This is a genomic window from Citrobacter sp. S-77 (assembly GCF_963864895.1).
In the GTDB taxonomy this organism is placed as follows: Bacteria; Pseudomonadota; Gammaproteobacteria; order Enterobacterales; family Enterobacteriaceae; genus Citrobacter; species Citrobacter murliniae.
The window spans coordinates 1,616,158-1,640,010 of sequence record NZ_CAWLWU010000002.1 but is presented as its reverse complement, the minus strand read 5'-3'; the positions used below and the strand labels follow the sequence as shown (position 1 = coordinate 1,640,010).

The window sequence follows — 23,853 nt, the reverse complement described above, 5'->3', positions numbered from 1 at the left end:
ACGTACTAACCTAACCGTAAGAACCCCCCGACCCCCCCCCCCTAGCATAGCCATAATGTATAGCCATTGGTATACCGAAAGGAAATTTAAAAAACTAATCCAGGAACCCTCAGCCATATCACCAATGACGCCAAACAACACCACAGTGAAAAAGAATATTGCGGTGAGAATAAACATATTTTTAATTCGCCACTGCATATGAGCAATATGCCCCATATCGCATTTCGGACAAATTGAAACTATTCGCTCTTCAGGAAGGGCAATGGCATATACTTCATAATGGTCATGCTTCCACTCTGCAATCATGTCCACATTGTCTCCAGCCTTAAGACGGGTTGTTCCCACCCAGCCCCGAAAGGGTTTGCCGTTAATTGTGCCTTGAACATATTCAGCCGTGTCATTTGATGATTCACTCTCGGCCATAATTACCGCCCCAACGCCAGGACTCCCTGCTGCAATAGCAATTGCTGCGGCTGCACCACGCTGACCATCGGATGTATCCGGCAGACTGCTGGTCCGGTACGCCTTGACGTCAAAATATTCCCGAAAACATTCGCTACTGAAGGACTCCAGGCGGCCACTAATTTTTTCCAGGGGACCATATGGCGGTAATACCGGCGGGGGTGGTAGTTCCCGTGTCCACGGCCTGCCGTTCATTAGTTCGATTTCTTGCTTAGTTCGTAAATCGGCTAATTTTTCAGGCTTGATAAACCGAGAACATATCTGCTTCTGTTCAACTAGACTCATGAAATATCCTTTATTGCCGCTTCCAGGGCTTTATCCTGCTCCACCATAGTACGGTTTAACGGAGCTGTACCAAATACAGATTTTTTACACCACAACTGAAGTTCATCATCCGATATCCAAGTCGCGATCACCTGAAGTAGCGTTATCGCCACTATTGCTTCCCAGGTCATCAGCACCGCAAGTACCCGGATACCTAAAAACTCTGCGGCCAGAAAGCCACTGATTTTTCCGGCGTATTTTTGGGCAAGCGGCTTATCAATTATTTCCAAGAGTAGACCAACAGATTTTACAGCCCCTAAAGCATCAACGAATGTTTTTAGTCCCAGAACGCTCATCAGAACAAAACGATTATTCTGGAACTCTGCCTCCGTTGACCTCCAGTCCGCATAAACCGAAAACAGCGAAGCCGCACCACCCGCAACCGCTCCGGCCCCTTTAATCCATGCCACTGTCAGCGGCCGGGCTTCCAGCCCCTTCTCTATCGCCGGTAAAAACACCGAAGTACCCTGGCTTACCATCGCCAGCCCACTCGCCATCAGACTTGCCATTGATTTCTTGTCATCACTTACCTGTCCGCACAGGTAGATAAAATCCACTGCATTCAGCACCAGCAACAGGCTGTTTATCTTCACCAGACGGTACTCACCCAGGCCTTTCTCTGTCGCAAAGTGCTCTTCCAGCTTGCTGCTCAGCGTCTGTTTTATGGTCGTCACTTCGCTCTGGCTTGCCATAAAGCGTCGACTGCTGCGAATGCCTGCCAGCACCGTACTGCGTAGAGCGGGGGCATCATGAAGATATTCATTGACCATGGCCTGGACTTTTTCTGACGGGATACCAGCCCTTACCATAAACACCAGGCGGAACGCGGTGGTCGAAAGCTTCTCTCCCATCTTATCAACCCGCAGAACCCGGCTTACCCGGTCTCCCACTGTCACGATAAACGCGTCTGTTTTGAAGATTTCGGTCTCTAATTTACTGGCATTTTCCTGTAACCCTTTCACGACGTTAGTCAGAGACTTCTGATAATACCCTTCCAGCTTTTTCAGGCTTCCGGCCTGCTGAAGCAAGCCCGACGTCACGACAGTGGCCGTCAGCGGCGTCACCTCTTCATCCTTCCGGCCTTTCACAGTCGCCAGAAACGGCTCTAGTTCCGCCATCAGCTCCGGATTGTTTGCCGTCACATGCCGCCACAGCAGATTGGTACGGTTATCTGTGCTGTATTCCCCCCACCACCCGTCAAGCTTTTTGGCTCCCACCGGACAGCTGTTGATGCCGTTCATCGCCATGCCCACGGATGACTGATAAAACATTCCGGCCCTGTCTGCCGTGCAATGAAAATCATCCAGGATAGTCACCAGCAGTGGTGCGCTAAGCCAGTTCACCACGCTGACTATCCGCTTCTGAAAGAGTTCGTTAACTTTGTCGCCCAGGCTTTTATAACAGGTGTCAAAATTTGCCTGCCGGTTAGCGCTCAGCTTTGCCTGATAAGGTGCCCAGCTTCTGGCACGCGCATCACTGAAATTCTGGGGACGTTCAGCTACTTCCTTATCAACCTGAGCCTTTATTGCAGCAACCCGTTTCTGGTGGAGGGCTAGAGGTTCTGGCGAACTCATCAATACACTTTCGGAATACGTTGCAGCTACATTCTGTGCATGCCATGCTCTGACCAGCTTGTCATCAGCCCTGATTTGCGCCAGCACATCGGGCTTATTCTGATAACGTTGTTCCAGAGTATTCAGACGAGCATCAAGATATTTTTCCGACAGCATCGTATTTTCAGGTTGAGCAAATCGCTCCAGTATAGTCTCCCCCTTTAACTGCGCTTTCTCACTCAGTATTGTTTTTAACGCATCAAGGTTGGTTTTGGTCGACAGTTCCAGCTCCCGTTCCTGTAAAAATTGCGCCTGACGTCCCAGTGCATCCTGGCTCCAGCCATTAAGTTCATGAACTATCCCTACCGGATCCCAAAGAGGAAGCAGTAATGGCGTCATCCCTTCACTTCGGTTTTGCATAGCAGTGACCGTAGCGGTTGCCATGCCACTGCGGTTTCGCGCCCATGGATACAGGCTAGATTGCAATTTCACCACGTCATCATTGACCCTCCAGGGATCATCCACCGTCGGGTCCCAGAGTGACGGTGCCCGGCTGACATTCGCAACCTTCACATCATCCGGCCCTGGCAACAGACCAAAAACAAAAGGAATCTGATAGTCCAGAACCTGATTCAGGTTTGACTCCGTGACATCGGTCCCTGTTTTAGTACGCAGAGCCCCAGACACAGAAGGCATAACTTTCTGCATTCTCTCACTGCGATCTTTGGGCGTTGAGCGATACCGATCAAGCGTTTCCTGCTCCCACGGATACTGGCTAAATGCAAACCACACATTGCCACATTTATCCGGTGACTCAATGCTCATAAATTCAACGTTTTGCGCGATGTGTTCCCCCGTCGTACAAAGGGGTTCATCTACCGATGCCGGGTTAGAGGCAACCTGCTGTAGCCACAACGAACCGTCAGGTGCAACGCTGTAACACTGCCAGTAATTAGTACCTTGTTTCCCTTTTTCATAGAAAACGTAAAGGTAACCCTGACGAAGAGCACGAAGAGTGTACTTTTCATTATTAGCAAGTTTTACCCCAGTGATGCACGGATCATTCGCCCATCCCGGTAAATTAGCAGTAACATTTTCTGGCACAACGGCATACCGCACTGGCAATATCGTTAAGCCCTTCGTTGCGCATAACCCCTGGCATGCCATATTCACGTCCTTTTTTAATTAAGCCTGTAAATAACGCGTTTCTTACTTAACCAGTGAAAAAATTTGAACCCGCGATCACCTTGTGTCCAGAACATTGGCAAAGCACACGATCCTGATCCTGCACCAGAAGCACACCATTACTGATGATGCCCACGGCAGTGGCCTGAATAGGGAATGTTCCTTTGCAGACCGAACATGTAGCTTTGTCATTATTTTGCGCTACCTGCTTACCATGACTAAAAAAATTGGCAGTAGCAGACACAATTTTCCCATTGCTGGTTCTGTCACCCAGCACAGCTAATTTTTTGGTCATAATTTACTCCACGAATATCAGCTAAGAGCAACCACAGCCCCTTGTTGCTGGGCTGCAGCAATAACGCCAGGTTTACAGCCAGAGGGAAGCTTGAGGGTTGAATTCAACGTGGCAGCGGACTGCTGCTGAACGGCGATACATTTCAGCGTGATATTTTTACCTGTTCCGACCTCTGCTCCCGCATCACTTAATCGGATAAAAGATCCACCACAAGTCAGAAGGATTTCTTTTTTCGCCGATATAATGACGCTATTATCTGCACTAGCGACGGAAAGCAGTTGTTTAGCAAATAAATTCAACCCATCTGACTGCGCCTGAATATCTACTTTACCCTCTGAGGCATACATTTTTATCCCCAGTTTATGGGCAAAAAAGCTCAGAATGTCGCCCACCGCCAGAGTGAATTTTTTGGCAACGCTAAAATCTGCATTCTGACCTGCGGTGACTATCATGTTTTCACCTGCAGACAATTGCACACTTGCTGGAGTAACCTGCGCTATTCCCGAAGGGGCTGAAAGCAGCAATGCCTGTTGTTTGAGATCATTGAGCGTTTGATTCATTAGTGCTGTTTGTTTCTCAAGGTCGGCTAGTTCGGCCTGCGCAGCCTGGGCGGCATGCCGCAGCCCGGAGGTAACCTCTCTGGCGGCGTCAAGCTCTTTGAGCGCCGATTGCATTTCGCGCTGCAGACCCTGGGCCTTTGCCTGCCCGTCAGCGCTGATAAATATCCCTTTCTGCGCCCGTATCGCACCCCAGCTGTCGGTTCTGAGCTCAAAGCCCTCACCGCGCTGTTGTTTTTCGGCATCGACTAAATGACCAAGATTCAGCTGGCTCTTGCCGCCGTACTCCGTGCTGACTTTGATATGCTCTTTGCCGCGCTCATCATCGAGGCGGATTTTGTTGTTCGCCGGCGTGCGCAGGACGTTGCGTTTGTAGTTGCGGATGGTGACGTGGTCGCCATGAGCCGAGTCGTGCAGCACGCCGGAAATGTACGGCCTGTCCGGGTTGCCGTCCTCAAAACCAATCGCCACTTCGGTGCCCGCCAGCAGCGGCAGGTGCAGACCGTAGGTGTCCCCGGCATACGGGCGGGACTGACGCACCCACAGGCTCTCAAACCCGGTCTCCCAGTGGTCGCGGTCAAACAGCATGTTGACGCGGTAGCGACCGTCTTTATCAATATGCCCGTAGGTGTCATTTTCGGTGGTACTGGTGACGCGGGCCGGTAAGGTCCCGGCCATCACCGGGCGTGTGCCAGGTTCAGGACGGAAACCAAAATCCGAGCTGTCCGGAATACCGTCAAAGCTGACGCCAAAGTCCTCGTCTCGCCGCGCATGGCTGTGCATCGCCGTCACCACCACACCCTGACTGAACACCTCTGCCACTTCATACCCGCCGGTGACTTTCAGTACCTGCCCCGGGGAAAGCGTCGGACAACTGGTGACAGCCCGGGTCTGCGTCTGGGCATTCAGGTAACGCTCATGACGAATGCGGGCATAAAACGCCCCGGTCTCCGGGGACGGATTGCGGTCGTATGTGCTGCCCGGCGTCAGGTAGTTGTCAGCATAGTGATAGGCATCACCGTAGGTGGTGGTGTCCCCGCGGGTCGCATCGACCTGCGTGTTCATGTCTTCTGTGGCCTGGCGGTAGTTGTAGTCGCGGGTACTGACCTGCTTTTGCACCACGTGGTGATGGCTCTCCATTCCCCACACCGAGTCCACGCCTTCTGAATGCTGGCCTGATGGCGGGACCGATGGCAGCGTCAGGCCTTTCTCGTACCCCTGCTGGCTGTCGTAAAACTCCACCACGTCGATGTTCAGGCGCGTGTCGGTGGTAAAGCGGAACCAGATGCCGACCTCACCCAGCAGACGGGTGATAAAGTGCAGGTCGTCCTCACCGTACTGCATGACCTGTTCCCGGCGCGGGTACTCTCTGGTCAGTGTGAACAGGAAATCCTGGCCGCGCATGTTGTGGCGCTCACGCAGAATTTTTTCCACAATTTGCGGGACCGACATATCCTGGTAAATGGCGTTCTGGCGAGAACGTTCGAGCAGCGCCAGGCGCGGCTGAAGCGTCAGGGCGTAATGGGTTTCATCTTTAGAGGTGCTGAGACGTTCAAAGCCGCTCACCACCCCCTGAATGACGCGCACCGGCTGCTGTATTTTAATACCGTAGCCCTGGTCAGCCGGTGCCTGCAGCGTCAGTGAACCGGCCTTCATCAGCATCATCTCTTTGCTGATGGCATGGTCTGCACTGGTGAATTCAATACGGTAGCGGAACGGCGTGCTCAGGGCTTCATCGCCTTCAAACGCCAGTACATCGGGCTCTGACTCACAGCCTTTTACTGACAGCAGATGGTGGTTATGGCTGAATCTTATCGGGAGATTACTGCTCATGCGCTCACTCCTTGTGTGCGGTCAAACTCCAGCCCAATCCCCTCTTCTTCACTCCAGGTAAGGCGTAATGACTGCGGTTTTTGTTTTGCGGCCATGTGGGTCAGCAACTGCTGGCTCAGCACCGGTAAAATCTGCTGGTTAAGCAGGCTGTCGACATTACGAGCCCCAGTATCCGGCAACAGGCAAGCAGCGGTCAACGCATCGTACAAATTCTCGTCGATATGCGTGTTCAAGCCATAGTGGCGCTTCAGACGCTGACTGACCTGGCCGAGTTTCATCTCGACAATGGTGCGCATCGCAATCTCACTCAGCGGTCGGTAAATCACTGTCTGGAAACGCGCCAACAAGGCAGGCTGGAAGTGGTCGCGCAGAACAGGACGCAGCAGTTCCTGTACATCGCTTTCAGTCGCACCCGGTTGCTCATCCAGCAACTGCATCAGAGGATCACTGCCGAGGTTCGACGTCATCAGAATAACCGTGTTACGGAAGTCGATTTCACGCCCTTCGCCGTCGCGCATAAAACCGCGGTCGAAAACCTGATAGAACAGGTTCATCACATCACGGTGGGCTTTTTCCACCTCATCGAGCAACACCACGCTGTACGGGCGCTTACGCACCGCTTCGGTCAGAATACCGCCCTGCCCGTAGCCGACGTAACCCGGAGGCGAACCCTTCAGCTGGGAAACCGTGTGCGGCTCCTGGTATTCCGACAGGTTGATGGTAATAAGGGATTTTTCGCCGCCGTACAGCACATCTGCGAGCGCCAGTGCGGTCTCAGTTTTGCCGACGCCGCTCGGGCCGACCAGCAGGAATACACCCTGCGGGCCGTTCTCAGACGTCAGGCCGGTTTTGGCCGCACGCAGACGCTGAGCGATGGCAGTGAGGGAAAGATCCTGTCCTACGACGCGGCTGCCGATTTCATTTTCGAGCGTCAGCAGTTCAGCCTGTTCGTCTTTCATCAGGGAAGACAATGGCACGCCCGTCCAGTCCGCAATCACGTTGGCGACCGTGCGGGTGTCGACATCCACCTGCACCAGCACATCCCCCTGCTGTTCCTGCTCCAGTTGCTGTTGAAGCGCAAGCATTTCAGCCTGATTGCTGATGTCCTGACGACTGACTAATAACTGTTGCGCCAGCGTTTGTTCTTTGCTGAAGCGGCTTTCCTGCTCCTGAAGTCGGTTTTCCAGTTCCGTACGCTGCTGCTCTATAACACTCAGACGATCGCCATGCCGGTTGCAACCGGCCGCAATATCCTCCAGCAGCGCCTGCTCTTCAAATTCCAGCGCCGTCAGACGGGCTTTCAGGCGCACAATGGCTTCAGGGACTGTATCAAGGCTCATGCGCACGCGAGCGGCTGCTGTGTCCAGCAGGTCAACCGCTTTGTCCGGCAACTGACGTCCCGTCAGATAGCGACGCGACAGCGTGACGGCGGCTCGGACCGCGTCGTCGGTAATGTGTACGTTATGGTGTTCTGCATAGCGGGATTTCAGGCCACGCAGCATCAGACACGCAGTGTCGTCGTCCGGCTCATCGACTTTCACCATCTGGAAGCGGCGCTCCAGTGCCGCATCACGCTCAAAGTACTGCTTGTATTCGCTCCAGGTGGTGGCGGCAATAGTACGCAACTCACCACGCGCCAGAGCCGGTTTCAGCAGGTTGGCTGCATCAGCGCCACCGGCCTGATTACCGGCCCCGATGATGGTGTGCGCTTCGTCAATAAACAGCAGAATAGGCACCGGTGACTGCTGTACGGCATCGATGACGTTTTTAAGACGCTGTTCAAATTCCCCCTTCACGCCGGCCCCCGCCTGCAACAGACCAAGGTCGAGGGTCCGCAGGATAACCGGTTTGAGCGATGTCGGCACATTCCCTTCGGCAATGCGCAGCGCCAGGCCTTCCACCAGCGCGGTTTTACCGACACCCGGGTCACCGACCAGGATCGGGTTGTTCTTACGACGACGCGAGAGAATATCCACCATCTGGCGAATTTCCGTATCACGGCCAAACACCGGATCGATTTTGCCTTCCTTCGCTTTGGCGGTGACATCGAGGGTGAATTTGTCCAGCGCGTTCTGCAAGGCCGGATTGAGTTCACCTTCTTTCAGATCTGCCCCAACCGGGCGACCAGCAAATTCCACCTCGCCGCCGTGACTCTGCGCCAGTTCGGCTTCAAGCTGCACGTCCGGGCGTTCGTCTGATTGTGCATCCAGCAGCGGACGCAGACGTTCCATCTGGCTTTGCCCCAGCGTCAGCAGCGGCCACAGGCCATCGCAACGAACCAGTTTGGGTTTATCAACCAGCGCCATCAACAAATGGATGCTGCGGATGTGTTCTTCCCCGGCCAGTGATGCCAGCAGCCAGGCTTCCTGCAGCAGTGTCTGGATACTTGCCGAGAGTTGCGGGCGGCTACGTACCGAACGGGGCTGTTTCTCCAGCCAGCCGAGCAAATCCTGCCATAGCGCATCCATATCCCATTCGTAACGGCGCGCCAGTACGGTGAGGTCGCCTTCGCCCTGCTCCAGCAGCTTCAGCAGCCAGTGCTCCGGCAGGATTTCTGCATGGGCGCGGATCTGACAGAGCGACGCCGCCCCTTCCATCGCACGGGCACAGTAAGGGTTCAGACGTCGCAGCAGGATGGCTGGATTTTCCATGACTCTCTCTCTTTGTCGGTTCCTGGACACGCTACCGCCCCTCGCTGTTTCCCGTTAAGGGGACCAAAGCGCATACGGTCGGCTGGCAGATTGTGGGTTTCTTTGCTGAAAGCCCGCTCGTTGCAGACATTCAGCAAAGAAGAAAAAGCGGGCAGAATGGGCTGCCCGTCAGGCTGTTACTCTAAATAGTTCGTGCCGTAGCAAGGCGGCAAGCGAGTGCAGCCCCGGGAGCTTACATAAGTAAGTGACCGGGGTGCATGAACACCGCCAACGCCGCTACAGCGCGAAATATGACGAGTAACTTACGCGGTGGCGCGCTCATTCCATGAATCGGAATGAATGATGTTGCCGTCTTTGTAGGTCCAGGTGATTTTCTCGTAACGCAACTCAATGGCTTCGAGGTGGTTGTGCTTCTCGTAAGAAGGATCCTTGATGTCGTGCATCACCGGATTCACTTTCACCACTTTCACGTTTTCAAGTTTGGTGTTGAAGTACTCCACTTCCTGGCCCGCGTCGTTGATCTTGTACCACTTGAATTCCGCAGATTTCAGGGTCTGGCCAGTAGTCACCGCTTTGTACAGGTACGGGCTGGAGGAGTCGATTTCCTTGGTAAACAAGAACGGCGTGTGAATACGGGTGCCAGTCAGCTTGCCGGTATTGTTGTCGGTCGGGATATACAGGTTATGCTCCTGTGCCACCACTTCGATGCTGCCTTCACGATCCTGAACGTCCACAGACCCTTTGATGTCCGCGCCGCCGTCGTCCTTCAGCCAAAGATAAACAGGAATTGCCATGGAATTACTCTCCATTTAATTGTGATGCGCCATCATCCTGCGATGGCGCCGGGTGTTTGCCTGGTATCCGGCAGGCATTGGCCTGCGGGACCAGACTGATTTCGACACGGCGGTTGAGCGTGCGCCCTTCCGGCGTGTCATTAGTTGCGACAGGACGGCTTGCGCCATAACCCTGGACCGCAAAACAGCTTTCCGGCACGTCACCGGTGTCACGCATCCAGTCGCGTACCGCTTCGGCACGTTTCTGTGAAAGCGTCTGGTTCAGTTGTGGGTTGCCGGTATTGTCAGTGTGTCCGGCGACGACGATCAGCCAGCCCGGTTTGGCTTTAATGCCCACCAGGGAGTTAATCAGCATTTTGGTGGAGCCTGCCTTCAGTACGAACTTGCCGGAATCGAACAGCGACATACTGTCGAGGCGCACAATTTTCGGTGCAGGTTTGGGTTTCGGCTGAGGTTTGGGCGGCGGCGGCGGAACGTAAGAGCGGATAGCATCCAGCACCGTAAGGCGCAGGCGTTCACCCTGATACAACCCCAGCCCCATCCGGGCCGGTACACCATTACGAGTCCAGTCATCCAGTTGTGCGGCATCCTCACGCAGAACCGCGACGGCGTCGGCTTTCAGACCGTAATCATCCATCGGGATGCGGTAATAACGAGCAATATCGAAGCTCACGCGGTGCAGCAATTGACGATTGTTCCAGCCGCTGCTGAGCAGCGCCGCGATGGCGGCCAGGGTAAAGAGCCCGAGCGCACAGCGCCAGGTTCGCCCCCGCGGGGTTAAGCCCCGTCCTTCCGGCAACAAAGGCAGAACGAAATCCGGAAACGGCGCTATCACCGTACTGTCAGTTCCTACCGGTTGCCAGCCAGCCACATGCTGCATAGCGGTGTGACGGGACAACCACGCGGTCCACGCCGAAGACGCCAGGCTACCCGCAAGAATAGGTCCCATCCCCCACAGCACCGCCGTGGGCGCAATGGCCGGAACATCAGGATTCTCATCCATAAAAACCGCTTTGACATGCTGATGAAACCAGCTCATCAGGCTGTTCATCAACACTTGCTGTTGCATCGCAGGTGCTCCGCCAGTGGTGACCCACGCGGCAATCGAACAGGGCGCGGTAGATTCACGCCAGACCCTCACGCCTTCGCCAGGGATCGCCGCTTGCCAGAGCATGTCACTTGTCATCGCACTGCCGACCTGACCATTCAGAACCAGTGGCACAGAATGCCCGGTCTCCTTACGCAACTGGCTTATTTGCCAACGCAGAGCCAGCAGACGACTGGTCAACGCTTCGCTGTCAGCGTGTTTCTGCGGACAGACACTGACCATCACCGACAACTGTCGGCCCCAGTCCGGTCGCAGCCAAAGCACCTGGCGGGCAACCTGATCCAGATCCTGAAAATCCTCTACACGGATCCAGCAGCCCTGCGTGACAGTCAGCACCTGTGAAAGATGCGGCCAGGTCAGCGGCAGATCGCCACAGACCAGTACGACAGGCTGGTGGTATGTGGCTTCCGGGAGGTCATCCAGGCGCAGCGTAATATCGTGTTCAGCACGACGGCTCGCGACGTACCAGAGTGCGGCAATAAGCCCCAGAGCAGCCAGCAAAACGAGAACAGAAACCAGCCGGGAAACGGGCAGAAAGCTCAGGCTGACCACCGTACTTAGCAGAGCGGCCCACAACGCAAGTCCACGCTGTTGTGCAGGACTCATTTCACGGCTCCCGGCAACAGCGTCAGAAGCATCTGATCGAGCCAGTGACTCAGCCCCCACCACAAGGCCGCGACCACAATCACACTCAGGCCAATACGCACAGGCCACGACGACAGCCAGTCGCCTATCCCTGACCCGGAACGACTTTCCGCCAGAACAGGATGGTTTTGTGGATAGCTGAAGGGCCTGACATGCTCATTGAGTGCGCTGACGAGTTTCTGGCGCTCAGGATCATTTAATGAGCGGAAACTGCCGAGGAATCCCAGCATCATTATTCGCTGGAAGCAGGTCACAACGACATGCTCGGGTGCCGTTTCGCGCAGCACATCGCGCATCCGGTCACATAAAGTGTCACCGGCATCCATCGTGCCCAAAAAATGTCCCTGCAGGGGAATGTCATACCACTGCACACAGGCGTCGTCGTCTACACCGCGACCTTTGACTGCTTCATCAAGCAGCGCACACTGCGCGGTGAGAATATGCTGGCAACTGATCTCATCGAGTTCGCTCGCTTTTAGCTCACTCTGCACTCGCTCGACATCGGCGATACAACGCTCCCACAGCTTACGCCCTTCCCCATCCTGGAATTTTGGGCCGTGGCGCAGGCTGATCACCTGTAGCCAGGTGTCCTGTAACAGGGCATCAATATCAATGGACGCGGCGGTGCCGCGTTTACGCTCACTCATGTTCTCAGTACCGCAAAGAGTTCAAGTTCAGGCTCGCCGAGCATCCCCGGAACGTAAAACATACAGGTGCCGCTCTGGAGCATTTCTGTGGCCAGAGGATGAGAGACATCAAGGCTGAAATACTGGTTTTCCAGGCGCAACGGAATGGCAGCCGGGACATGGCGCAACGGCATCAGTGGAACCCCCACCCGGGAAGAGTTAACAATGCTCCGGACATGATCCGGGCTGCCCACTTTGCACTGGCGCGGGAACTGCTCCTGCAATTGCGCCACCGGCATCGGTGAGCGCACGGAGAGGTAGTAATCAGCCCCTTCGCGCAGACGTGGATCATGCAGACGGGCCTGCCAGAAGTGGAGACGTGCGTCATAGTCCAGCTCAAGCGAGACCACCCGCGATGGCAGACTGGCTTCAAGCAGATCGCCCAGTAAGTCAAACAGCGGCGGGAAAACGGTATTCAGTTGTTCATGCTGCCAGACCGGAATGGCACTCACCTGATGTTCCAGCGAGAACGTCAGCAAGCTACCCGCCAGACGAGCGAGTTCCGGATACAGACGTTCAGGCGGACTTTGCGGATTGCGCTGAAACTGTCCCAGCACAGGCTCTGCACTGTTCAGGGCATTGAGCAGCCAGAACAGGGACACATCGGCCACCGCAAAATCAGCCATCCGCTCGTTACTTTCACGACGCATGGCCATCAGGCGGCTCAGACGAGCACGCAGTTGCATCATCAGTTGTTCCAGTTGTGTCACCAGCCAGCGGCTGCCCTGAATGGTCAGCAGCGGAGGAAGAAACGTCTCATCAAGTTCCCAGGTCCCCTGAGAGTCCTGCTGCAGACGAGCGACCGGACAGGTCAGGTAATCGCTGTTGTTCTGATGAGCAAACCTCAGCGTCAGTTCCGGTTGCATTACGGCGATCTGTCGTGTGTCTTCCCCAAAAGTGTTGCGGATATCCCGCCAGCGCTGGCGAAAACGTACCGGGCGCTCAGCCACCTCATCGGGTTTCAGGCAATTGCCGCCGTTCGCCCGCAGCAGCGGGAGTGCCAACTCCACCACCACGTCATGCGATTCGCTCTCAAGCGACAGCGCCGGAGGCAGGGCGTCAGCATTGTCTGTATCGATAAGCGTTCCGTCCGGGAAACGGATGTGCAGATGACGTGCCTGCAGGCGACCCAGCTTCAGCGCATCCGGTTCAAAAGTGGCATTAATCATTCCCCAGGGATGAGCCAGGCCCAGGCGGGCGATGCATTCCACTGACCAGGCCGCATACGCGGCCTGTTGCTGGAAGTGTTGGGGAGAGACCATCTGGCCCCTGCCCCATAACGGTTGTTCCGTTTTCATCGGCTTCCTGCCTTAGGTTACGATTTCGCCTTCGGCATCTGGGAAACCAGTGACAGGTTGACGTCCATACCTTCCACCTGGAAGTGTGGGATGGCGTACAGCTTCACGCGGAAGAAGCCCGGGTTATCTTCGATATCCTCAACCACAACTTTGGCATCACGCAGTGGATGTGACGCCTGCAGTTCGTCACCCGGATCGGTCATCTCAGTGACCAGGCTACGTACCCAGGTGTTGAGTTCCAGCTCCAGCAGACGACGGTCCTTGGTGGTACCGATATTTTCTCGCTGGATCAACTTCAGGTAGTGGGCAATACGTGACAACAGGAAGATATAGGGCAGGCGCGCATTGATGCGGCTGTTTGCCGTCGCATCTGCGGTATCGTACAGCGCCGGTTTCTGAGTCGAGTTTGCGCTGAAGAAACACGCATAATCGCGGTTCTTGTAGTAGCTGAGAGGAATGAATCCCAGGTTGGCGAATTCAAATTCGCGGGTTTCCGGAATCATCACCTCACTCGGGATTTTCACCTGATTACCGGTACCGAGATCGTACAGATGGATTGGCAGATCCTGAACCGCACCACCGGCCTGCGGGCCACGGATCTGTACGCACCATCCGTTGTTGATGAAACTGCGCACCATATTGGCGGCAAAAGCAAAGGAGGCGTTGGTCCACAGGTATTTGTTGTGATCCGGGCCTTTAACTTCTTCCACGTAGTTGAAGCTACGTACCGGTACAGTATCCGGGCCATAAGGCAGACGTCCCAGTACACGCGGCATCACCAGTCCGATGTAACGTGAGTCATCAGTATCGCGGAAAGATTTCCATTTGATGTACTCAGCGCGGTCAAAGTAGTTGCCGATATCTTTAATCGCCGCGACTTCCTCCATCGAGTCTTTAAGGAAGAATTTCGGGCCAGCGGAGCCGATAAACGGCATATGCGCAGCAGCGGACACTTTTGAAATATTACGCAGTAATGCAATGTCCTGAGCGGATGCATCAAACTCATAGGCAGAAATCAGCGCTGCAATCGGTTCTCCGCCGGGAGTGTCATACTCATCGATGTAGGTATGTTTATACAGTCCACTCTGAATAATTTCCGGGCTGTCTTCAAAGTCCTGCCGCAGATCCTCTTTGGACATATCCAGCAACTCAATTTTCACGTTCCTGCGAAAATCGGTTTTATCCACCAGCGACTTTAATCCCCGCCAGGTACTTTCCGTTCGCTGAAACTCTTCATGGTGCATCACCGCATCCAGCTGGCGGCTAATCTGGTAATCCAGTTCTGCAATATGGTGGTCGATCAGATTCTTGTCTAATTTCTCGACTTTTGAACCTGATTTTGTCAGACACTCCAGAAATACCTGCATCCCGGCAGTCAGACGTTCATCAGCAGTGGCATCGGACATCGCCTGCGAATCTTGCCAGATATCCAACGCGCTCAATTCAGAGACCGGATTCAGATTTATTTTTTCAAACAGAGACGCATAAACCCCACCGGCTAAAGGGCGTTCCAGTACAACGCTTTCGCCACCAGCAGTCTTTTCATTTTGTACAGACATGAGCATTCCTTGGTTAATCCGTTATTTCTTTGTGATGGTTACGGCTGTTTTGGTGCCAGGGATGAGAGTTCGCTGCGCAGTTCTGCGCTTAACGCGGGGTCCAGCAGAATTTTTTCCAGCTCCTTTCGGAAGGTCTGGTTATCCAGCAGATTGGCTTTTAAATCACGAAGCAAATTACGCATAGAAAGCATTGCCTTCAGCTGTGGAATTTGTCTGGCAACCTGTTCCGGGGTGAAATCTTTCATACTCTGGAACGTCAGTTTAATATTGTCCTCGCTACCGTCATCGGCAAGCGTATTTTTAACGGTAAGATTCACTTTTGGGGAATATTCGGAAAGAATAGCGTCGAAATTATTTTTAGTAACATTCACTTTTTCGCGCTCGGATAACGGCGCAGACTCCTGACCATTACTGAAATCACCCGTAACCAGTAATTTCAACGGCAACTCAGTTTTCTTGCTCGCCCCACCGGTATGCAGATCAAGTTTTAAATTGATACGTGCCTTAGGCACCTCACTCTGAAAGCTGTCAGCCATAAGTTCATCCCTCTTTATATTGCTGTGTAGTATTTGTCGTACATGTCATTTTCATACGCATAATAGAGCAATATATGATCTTTGATCAAATTTACAGATCGAAGATCTATTTCCTAGTAAAAAATAAGAATTTTCTGCTGATTGTTAATAGATAATTACACTGCAAACCAGGATATTCTGCCTGCAGATTGCTTCAGCGCTGGTAACATATTCCGAGGGAGTGAAAAACAATGGAATTTTTACAATGAAGAGAATCAATAATGATGGAAATCAATGAAAATAAAACAATACGTATTTTTTATGAAAAAGATTTTCCACTAAACAACAGAGAGTGTAAGGGCAACCGTTAATAAACAATAAATGGCGTGGCGTAAAACTCAGGCCATAAAAGCAATCAATACCACAACCGCTAACAATCAAAATTCGTAATGTTCTACCCGTCACTAACTCATAAAACGAAGCCACAATAGCAATCAGAAAATGCATCCGAGGTGCTGTAACTTCTGTTATTAAAACGGGTATCTATCGCCTAAGGGCGACGAAGTTCAACGGCTGAGGCTATTAAAGGGTGAAAATCAGTGGGTAATAAAAACGGGGCTTTATCGGCAAGGGAGATTATCTTCCCCCTTGCCGGTATATACAGACTCAATATCGAGAGTCCCCGCCAGGCCTTACGTTAAAGACTTCAACGGGTATGCAGAAGAATAAAAGCATTATCATTCTGGATTAACGGATGGGATGCCCTTTCTTTGAAGGCATGTATGCAATACGCTTCAACCCCTCTAGCGCTTTTTCGAGATATGCGCGTGGACACCCCAGGTTCAGGCGGATAAAACCGTTGCCAGCCGACCCAAAGCCATTGCCCATAGACGGTGCAATGCCTGCAACATCAACCATTACCCATTTGAGCTGTTCATCATCCAGTCCCAGTTCTTTGCAATCTATCCACAGCAGATAAGTACCCTGGGCGGGGACAATACGTGCCCATGGGAGATATTCATTAACCTGTGTAACAAACCATCGGCGATTTTCTGCCAGATAACCCAGTAACTCGTCCAGCCAGCGAGCACCATGTTGCCAGGCTGCAGTACTCGCCTCGATAGAAAGCGCATTGAAAACATCCAGTCCATGAGCATCCAGACGGCGTAAAAATTGTTCGCGTAATCCCTGGGCCGGGATGAGAAAGTTTGCTATGCGTAAAGTTGATAAACCAAACGTCTTACTGGCGGAAGTTGCAGATATCACTCGCGAATGCCAGCGTTCTCCCAGATGTAAAACCGAGGTGAATCGTTCCCCAGGAAGTAACAGATCGGCCCATATTTCATCCGAGAGTAACGTGACATTATAGGTCTCACACAACTGGAGTAGTTGCTCCAGTTCCTGGGCAGACCAACAACGCCCGGTAGGGTTATGAGGATTACACAAAATCATCAATGGAGGGCGTTCAGTACGAAATAACATTTCCAGGTGAATGAGATCCATTTTGTAACCCGTTTCCGCATCCTCATGTAACGGATTCTCCAGTAACCGCCTGCCATTTAGAGATATTATTTTGGAAAATGAACCATAATAAGGCCCCTGAACCACCACCCCTTCCCCAGGATGACTCAGCATTTGCACCAGTAAAGATAACCCAGGAACCACGCCTTCAATACTGCAGATCCATTCTTGCTGCAGCTTCAGTTGGTGCCGTGTCGAGAACCATGAAATGAGGGAATCATAGTACGTTTGCGGGCGTTCACTGTAACCGAAAATACCATGTTCAATTCTTTGGGATAAAGCATGCTGAACTGCTTCCGGGCAGGTAAAGTCAAAATCAGAAACCCACATCGGCAACAGTTCATTTGTATCCTCGCCAAAATAGCGCGCAATAAAATCCCATTTCAGCGAGCCTGTATTGTGGCGATCGATAATCTTATTAAAATCCATTATTGTCCCTTCCTATTCTGCAGCCACAGTCGTCTTCTCTTTTCCAGGCATGGGGGATAGCCTGGCAATACCGATTCCAGTGAAGCCATAAATCAAAGCAAAAAAGATGGCTGAATAGCACTGCACAGCCCAGGGCAGCAAATCCAGCGTACTGACACCTAATGTAGTGGCCATATATACCCCTGCAGATGTCCATGGCAACAGAGGCTCAATGACGGTTCCTGCGTCTTCAATTGTCCTTGAAAGGTTTTTGGTATCCAGCCCCATGCGCCGGTAGGCATCTTTGAACAGTTCAGCGGGAACCAGAAGCGCCAGTTTGCCGTCGCTGGTTGCCCCTGTAACCAGAATAGTGGTTGCTATGGTCGCGGCGATCAGTTGACCAACACTATGAATAATCGTCAGTAATCGGTTGATAATGATGTTGAGCGCCCCCGTCAGTGTTAAGGCGCCGGCAAAAGAAAAGGCACAAAAGACAAGAAGGATAGTGCTCATCATTGAGAACATGCCACCACGATTCAGTAGGCGTGGGACATCAGCAATGATCCCTTCAGCTCCGGTCGGGAACATCTCGATTTTGAATCCATCAATAAAGGCATCCAGTCCTTGCTTGATGCTCAGTCCCTGCATCATCACACCCAGAATCAGAGCCAGCACGCATGCGCTCAGCATCAAAGGAATAACAGGTTTCTTGCGAATCGCCCCGTATAAAACAATGACAGGTGGCAAAATCAGAACGATATTAAAGTGATATAAAGTCTCAAGGGAGTTCACGATATCGGTGACGCGCTGTGGCGTAGCGACCTCGCCAAGCATACTGCTATGGCCAGCAATCAGATAAACCACAGCGGCAAGCAGGAAACAAGGGATAGTTGTCCACAACAGATGCTGAATATGTTCGAACAGAGTCGTATCAGCGACAATCGCAGCAAAGTTGGTGGAATCAGACAGAGGCGATATTTTATCGCCAAAGTAAGCACCAGAAACAACAGCTCCTGCCGCTGCGGCAAGAGACACATCCAGTCCCGCAGCTACGCCCATGAGCGCAACCCCCACCGTTCCTGCTGAACCCCATGATGTTCCGGTACATACGGACACCACACTGGTCAAAAAGAATGCGGCGATCAGAATGTATTCAGGGCTTATTAATTTAAGTCCCCAGTACACCATATAGGGTATGGTTCCACTGAACATCCATGTTCCGATTAGCCCGCCAACGCAGATCAAAATCATGATGACCGGCATCGCTTTAGCGAGTTTATCAACCACCGAACTGATGATGTCTTCCCAGGTATAGCCCTGCCACCATGCAATACCTGCGGCTACAGCAGCAGAACAGAGCAGCAGGGGTTCAATGCGTAATCCCATGATGCCGTAACCAATGATCAGCAATAGCAGCATGGCTGCAATGGGTATCAGCGCTAAACCAAATGAGAGTGTTTTTTTCTGATTTTGAGAGGCATTCATAAATGGATCTCCTGTCTGTAAGGTCGCTCAAGAGTAGAGGAGCCCCCTTTTCCCTGATGTGATCGTCCATTCGCCTTCATGTAAGCGATTACATGAGATAACTAAATTTGAACCAGATCACAATTGAAATCCTTGACGGCTTAGTCATTGACCTGGAGAGGAAGAACAGAATCCCGGATCACCAGTTCTGCAGTGAACTTGTTGATGCTGGGCTGCTGAGTTGCGCCCTTGAAAAGTTGTATCGCCAGTTGCGAAGCACAGCGCGCCATGCGCTCAACCGGGTAGTGCATCGTTGTGAGTGCCGGATAGAGATAACGCGCCATTACCACATCATCGAACCCGACTATAGAAAGCTGACGTGGCAGATTAATCCCTTTCTGATGAAGGATGCGCATGATACCCGCTGCCATCACATCGTTAAACGTCACCGCTGCGGTGAAAGGTATATTGCAGTTAAGAAGCTGATGCGCTGCGCGCTCCCCCCCTTCTTCGTTAAAAGGTACGCTAATCACCCAGTTTTTTTCCGGGGTAATGCCATATTCAGCCATCGCCTGGCGATATCCTTCCAGACGCTCGCGGCGATCGATAATCGGCAAATCAGTTGTCACACAGGCAATACAACGATGCCCTTTTTCCAGTAAATGAAGTGTTGCTGTTTTAGCGGCATTACAATTTTCAAGCCATACACAACGATTGGCCATCCCGGCAATATAACGGTTCACGATCACCATCGCCGGGAAATGAGCCGCATAACGAAGGAGCTCTTTCTCGGACAATCTACTGGCATGCACCACAATAGCCTCACACCCCTGATTAATTAGAAAATCAAGCCCGGCTTTTTCCATTGCTTCATCATGACCACCGCTGCAAACCATCAGACGAAATTGCTGTTTGCGTGAAACTTCCTCCACACCACGTGCAAGGCGAGCGAAAAAGGGATCAGCAAGATTACCGGTTAATAATCCAAGCATGTCACCACTACGTTTGGCCAGTGCAATCGCTGCGGCATTACGGTGGTAATTGAGTTCACGCATGGCCTTTTCCACACGCTCACGCGTCACGGGTTCGACCCATGCGGTTTGATTGATAACACGTGAAACTGTTGCTGTTGAGACTTTCGCCAGCAATGCAACATCCTTTATTGTCGCCATTTCAGTTCCTTATATTTTCATATTACGTATTTGGCTGATAGCATTCTTATTTTCAGGATTTACTCGTATATCTGCCACGTAACATAGCAAAATCGATGACTAATTTCAGCACTAATTAGTGCATAACATGCATAGCTAAAAATTAAAGCGTAACATGAAAACACCATGCATATTCTGAAGCCGAGAAAAAATAACCCCAGCTTCAGAATATTTTCAGGACTGAATAAATTGCAGCAGATCTTTATTAATTACATCTGCATGAGAGGTATGCATACCATGTGGATAACCCGGATATATTTTCAGAATGCTATTAACGAGCAATTTATCCTGTAAAAGTGCGGCATTTTTATAAGGGACAACCTGGTCATCATCTCCCTGCATGACCAAAACAGGCACCGTAATGGATTTCAAATCATCAGTCTGATCGGTTTCAGAAAATGCTTTAATACCCTCATAGTGTGCTTTTGCGCTCCCCATCATGCCCTGTCGCCACCAGTTTTGGATGGTTCCATCTGAAGCCTCAACACCCTCCCGGTTGAACCCATAAAAGGGCCCGGACGCCACGTCAAGATAGAACTGAGCGCGATTTGCGGCAAGAGCCTGACGGAACTCATCGAAAACGCTGACGGGCGTCCCACCAGGGTTATCTTCAGTTTTTACCATAAGTGGCGGCACAGCGCTTATCAGCACGGCTTTCGCGACACGCCCTTGCGGTTGTCCATATTGGGCAACATATCGAGCCACCTGACCGCCTCCAGTGGAGTGACCAACATGCACAGCGTTACGAAGATCCAGATGCTCCACAACGGCAGAAACGTCTGCAGCATAGTGGTCCATATCATGACCTTCGCTAACCTGGTCTGAGCGCCCATGGCCACGACGATCAATTGCAATAACACGATAGCCTTGATTCAGAAAGAATAACATCTGGTTATCCCAGTCATCCGCACTCAATGGCCAGCCATGATGAAATACTATCGGTTGAGCTTCTTTTGCTCCCCAGTCTTTATAAAAAATGTTTACACCATCTTTAGTTTTTACAAATGACATAGTTGTATTTCCCTCGTGAGGATATTCAGCCAAAAGTTTGATGGTAAATCAGTCAAACACTCAACGTCTTACTGGCATGTTACATATCAATGAATATGAACATCTGTAAGGCTTAGTGAGTATAGACGCAAAATTAAGTAACCTTTTATTATTGGTTTTTCGGATATATAGCGACTAAGATGAACAGAACAACGAATATAAATAATTATTAACTAACATCCACTTATCTGAATAACAACCTCCATTCTACGAGAGAACTATCAATGCAGAGGGTGAAACGTGCCCTGATTGAGTCATACATAACTTGCCGAAGCTTTGCCATAAAGTCGCTTATTCATCTACAGCAGAAACCCGTCATTAAAAAGCCCACTCAATGAGCAGGCTATGTGGTCACCGTTACTTTTTGCGGGACTTACCCGCCTTATCCATCGCGCTGTAGTCATTATTCGCTGCAAAACGGGCATTGAATAACTCTATTGCTTACTACTTCATGGGATTTTTTAAGTGCTGCCGCAGAGTCTTTGAACGACCCCAGCAGAGTGAAGTTATTTAGATCTTGTCTTAACAAGTACCAACAATCGGCACGATGTAACTCACGTGGCATAGTAGCTATCGACCAAGAGTGTATGTAGTAAAGAAACATTCAATCCCCCAACAGGAAAAAGTTGGAATGATACAGATGATTATCTTCCAACCAATGGCTGGTCGTTCACATGAGTAGTAATGGTTGCCACTATCAATTAAGCAACAATTATCACAACAATTGTCTACATAAATACAAAGAACGATCAACGGTAAATCTTTAGCGATACCCTATGATATTTTCTACCCAGATTATTATGCCGCTGCACCTGCATAACGGATGCCTCGAAAGGTCATGTCCTGAAACCAGCCATTGAGGTTACCGGTAACCGCTTCAGCCTCTTCTCAGGCCGCAGCGGGTCAGCGCTTCGTGCCAGTCTTCTCTCCTCAAACCCACATACGATTTTTCCGATAAGCGTTTCCCATTTCATCAATGATCTAAATTATTGTTGCAATCTTCAAATGATATTAGTAATGATTATCATTAGCATTTGCGTTTGTGGTTTATCTGGCAAGGTATACAGAGGCTGTAAGGGAACAAACATCGCCTGAACAACGACGTTTATTCCACTTACCGACCAACGAAGGCGACTCCGTCAGGATGATGCAAACCGTGTGTCTAAGGAATCAAGGACATCTCCAGATTTGTTGACCGGTCTCACACAGCACAAATGCGTCAGAACACTGCGTCGTGGCAGCACGGCGCTGTTTTGACTGTTCAACAGGACAAAGGCGCTCAAGCGTTAATGGAAGTCGGGACACGGAGTTCCCGATTCTCCAGTGTACGTCACGGAATAGCCTGCTGCGAGATAGTCGTCGGCAGGGCCGTGCGTAACGCTGGAGAAACTCAAAAATGGCGCAGCATCTGGCAAAGCAGGTTTAACGAAAATTAACGACCTGCTGACTGGCACATGACTGCGTCGACTTCCTGATTTAATTCGTCAAGCGGAGAAGGATTTTCTCATGCGTATTCTGTTTGTAGGCCCGCCTCTCTATGGGCTGCTGTATCCGGTGTTGTCTCTGGCACAAGCTTTTCGCGTTAACGGCCACGAAGTGTTGATCGCCAGCGGAGGAAAATTCGCCCAGAAAGCGGCAGAGGCTGGGCTGGTGGTGTTTGACGCCGCTCCCGGTTTTGATTCTGAAGCCGACTATCGCCGCCGTGAAGCGCAGCGAAAGGAAAGTAACATCGGTACCAAAATGGGCAACTTCTCGTTCTTCAGCGAAGAGATGGCCGACCACCTGGTGGAGTTCGCCGGACACTGGCGACCCGATCTCATCGTCTACCCTCCACTTGGGGTCGTCGGGCCGCTGATTGCCGCCAAATACAACATACCGGTCGTGATGCAGACCGTCGGCTTCGGCCATACTCCCTGGCATATCAAAGGCGTGACGCGATCGCTCGCAGACGCCTATCGCCGACACGGGGTCGAGGCCGCGCCGCGTGATATGGCATGGATCGACGTAACGCCGCCGAGTATGAGCATTCTGCAAAACGACGGCGAGCCTGTTATTCCTATGCAATACGTCCCCTACAACGGCGGCGCGGTATGGGAAGAATGGTGGGAGAGAACGCCCGATCGTAAACGTCTGCTGGTCAGCCTCGGGACCGTCAAACCGATGGTTGACGGTCTTGACCTGATCTCCTGGGTGATGGATTCCGCCAGTGAAGTCGATGCCGAAATCATCCTGCATCTGTCGCCCAATGCGCGATCCGATCTGCGCTCGCTGCCGTCAAATGTTCGCCTGGTCGACTGGATCCCAATGGGTGTCTTCCTCAACGGCGCCGATGGATTTATTCATCATGGCGGCGCTGGTAACACTCTGACAGCGCTCCACACCGGGATTCCGCAAATCGTATTCGGCGAAGGCGCCGATCGCCCAGTGAATGCCCGCGCCGTAGTCGATCGCGGCTGCGGGATCATCCCCGGCGACGGCGGCCTGTCGAGCGCCATGATCAATGCCTTCCTTGAAAATCGTGCGCTTCGTGCCGCCTCTGAAGAGGTGGCGGCGGAAATGGCGGCGCAAGCCTGCCCGACTGAGGTGGCGAAAAGCCTGATCGCGATGGCGCAAAAAGGATAGCCACCACGCTGTCATGAAGATAATGCGCCAGCACAAATCCCGGCTCTATTCTCCCGCACCGATGCGAGACCGGAACGCGCTGGCGCTCTTTTTTTGCAGTTCGATCCGTTCC

At 52.0% G+C, this 23,853-nt stretch carries 16 protein-coding genes; 1 reads left to right on the top strand and 15 read right to left on the bottom strand.

Annotated features, from left to right (window positions below):
• The 15 genes from AACS05_RS08410 to AACS05_RS08340 all read right to left on the bottom strand — a co-directional run.
• A partial coding sequence (locus tag AACS05_RS08410; RefSeq protein ID WP_045441451.1) for a putative type VI secretion system effector occupies positions 1 to 747 on the bottom strand: 747 nt, incomplete at its 3' end.
• The gene (locus AACS05_RS08405; protein WP_304413154.1) at positions 744 to 3,506 is read right to left on the bottom strand and encodes a T6SS effector BTH_I2691 family protein; all 2,763 of its coding nucleotides are present in this window, start codon (positions 3,504 to 3,506) and stop codon (positions 744 to 746) included. The genes AACS05_RS08410 and AACS05_RS08405, both read right to left, overlap by 4 nt.
• Before the next feature lie 46 nt (positions 3,507 to 3,552).
• Positions 3,553 to 3,819 carry a PAAR domain-containing protein gene (locus AACS05_RS08400; protein WP_045441444.1) on the bottom strand — a complete coding sequence of 89 codons (267 nt, stop codon included), beginning with the start codon at positions 3,817 to 3,819 and terminating at the stop codon, positions 3,553 to 3,555.
• 17 nt (positions 3,820 to 3,836) lie between these two features.
• Positions 3,837 to 6,209, bottom strand: a complete 2,373-nt coding sequence (locus tag AACS05_RS08395) for a type VI secretion system Vgr family protein (protein ID WP_045441442.1) — start codon at positions 6,207 to 6,209, stop codon at positions 3,837 to 3,839.
• Positions 6,206 to 8,860 (bottom strand): type VI secretion system ATPase TssH, encoded by a 2,655-nt coding sequence (tssH, locus tag AACS05_RS08390; RefSeq protein ID WP_045441441.1) that lies wholly within the window; start codon positions 8,858 to 8,860, stop codon positions 6,206 to 6,208. The genes AACS05_RS08395 and tssH overlap by 4 nt, the downstream gene beginning before the upstream one ends.
• A gap of 302 nt (positions 8,861 to 9,162) precedes the next feature.
• The gene (hcp, locus tag AACS05_RS08385) at positions 9,163 to 9,654 is read right to left on the bottom strand and encodes a type VI secretion system effector Hcp (RefSeq protein WP_045441440.1); all 492 of its coding nucleotides are present in this window, start codon (positions 9,652 to 9,654) and stop codon (positions 9,163 to 9,165) included.
• A gap of 4 nt (positions 9,655 to 9,658) precedes the next feature.
• The gene (locus AACS05_RS08380; protein ID WP_045441439.1) at positions 9,659 to 11,368 is read right to left on the bottom strand and encodes an OmpA family protein; all 1,710 of its coding nucleotides are present in this window, start codon (positions 11,366 to 11,368) and stop codon (positions 9,659 to 9,661) included.
• Complete coding sequence (gene tssL, locus AACS05_RS08375; protein ID WP_045441437.1) at positions 11,365 to 12,054, bottom strand: type VI secretion system protein TssL, short form; 690 nt, start codon at positions 12,052 to 12,054, stop codon at positions 11,365 to 11,367. The genes AACS05_RS08380 and tssL overlap by 4 nt, the downstream gene beginning before the upstream one ends.
• Positions 12,051 to 13,391: a type VI secretion system baseplate subunit TssK gene (gene tssK, locus AACS05_RS08370; protein ID WP_045441435.1), complete on the bottom strand. Its 1,341-nt coding sequence runs from the start codon at positions 13,389 to 13,391 to the stop codon at positions 12,051 to 12,053. The genes tssL and tssK overlap by 4 nt, the downstream gene beginning before the upstream one ends.
• A 17-nt stretch (positions 13,392 to 13,408) precedes the next feature.
• Complete coding sequence (gene tssC / locus AACS05_RS08365; protein WP_045441434.1) at positions 13,409 to 14,956, bottom strand: type VI secretion system contractile sheath large subunit; 1,548 nt, start codon at positions 14,954 to 14,956, stop codon at positions 13,409 to 13,411.
• Positions 14,957 to 14,988: 32 nt separating this feature from the next.
• Positions 14,989 to 15,486, bottom strand: a complete 498-nt coding sequence (gene tssB, locus AACS05_RS08360) for a type VI secretion system contractile sheath small subunit (RefSeq protein ID WP_045441433.1) — start codon at positions 15,484 to 15,486, stop codon at positions 14,989 to 14,991.
• A gap of 726 nt (positions 15,487 to 16,212) precedes the next feature.
• On the bottom strand, positions 16,213 to 17,415 hold the full coding sequence (locus AACS05_RS08355; RefSeq protein WP_045441431.1) for a MalY/PatB family protein: 1,203 nt from the start codon (positions 17,413 to 17,415) through the stop codon (positions 16,213 to 16,215).
• Between the two features lie 12 nt (positions 17,416 to 17,427).
• The gene (gene nhaC / locus AACS05_RS08350) at positions 17,428 to 18,879 is read right to left on the bottom strand and encodes a Na+/H+ antiporter NhaC (RefSeq protein ID WP_045441430.1); all 1,452 of its coding nucleotides are present in this window, start codon (positions 18,877 to 18,879) and stop codon (positions 17,428 to 17,430) included.
• Between the two features lie 140 nt (positions 18,880 to 19,019).
• The gene (locus tag AACS05_RS08345) at positions 19,020 to 20,030 is read right to left on the bottom strand and encodes a LacI family DNA-binding transcriptional regulator (protein WP_045441429.1); all 1,011 of its coding nucleotides are present in this window, start codon (positions 20,028 to 20,030) and stop codon (positions 19,020 to 19,022) included.
• 213 nt (positions 20,031 to 20,243) lie between these two features.
• Positions 20,244 to 21,080, bottom strand: a complete 837-nt coding sequence (locus tag AACS05_RS08340) for an alpha/beta fold hydrolase (protein ID WP_045441428.1) — start codon at positions 21,078 to 21,080, stop codon at positions 20,244 to 20,246.
• A 1,545-nt stretch (positions 21,081 to 22,625) separates the two neighbouring features.
• On the opposite strand from AACS05_RS08340, the gene iroB reads away from it, so the two are divergent.
• The gene (iroB, locus tag AACS05_RS08335) at positions 22,626 to 23,741 is read left to right on the top strand and encodes a salmochelin biosynthesis C-glycosyltransferase IroB (protein WP_045441427.1); all 1,116 of its coding nucleotides are present in this window, start codon (positions 22,626 to 22,628) and stop codon (positions 23,739 to 23,741) included.
• Positions 23,742 to 23,853: the final 112 nt, after the last annotated feature.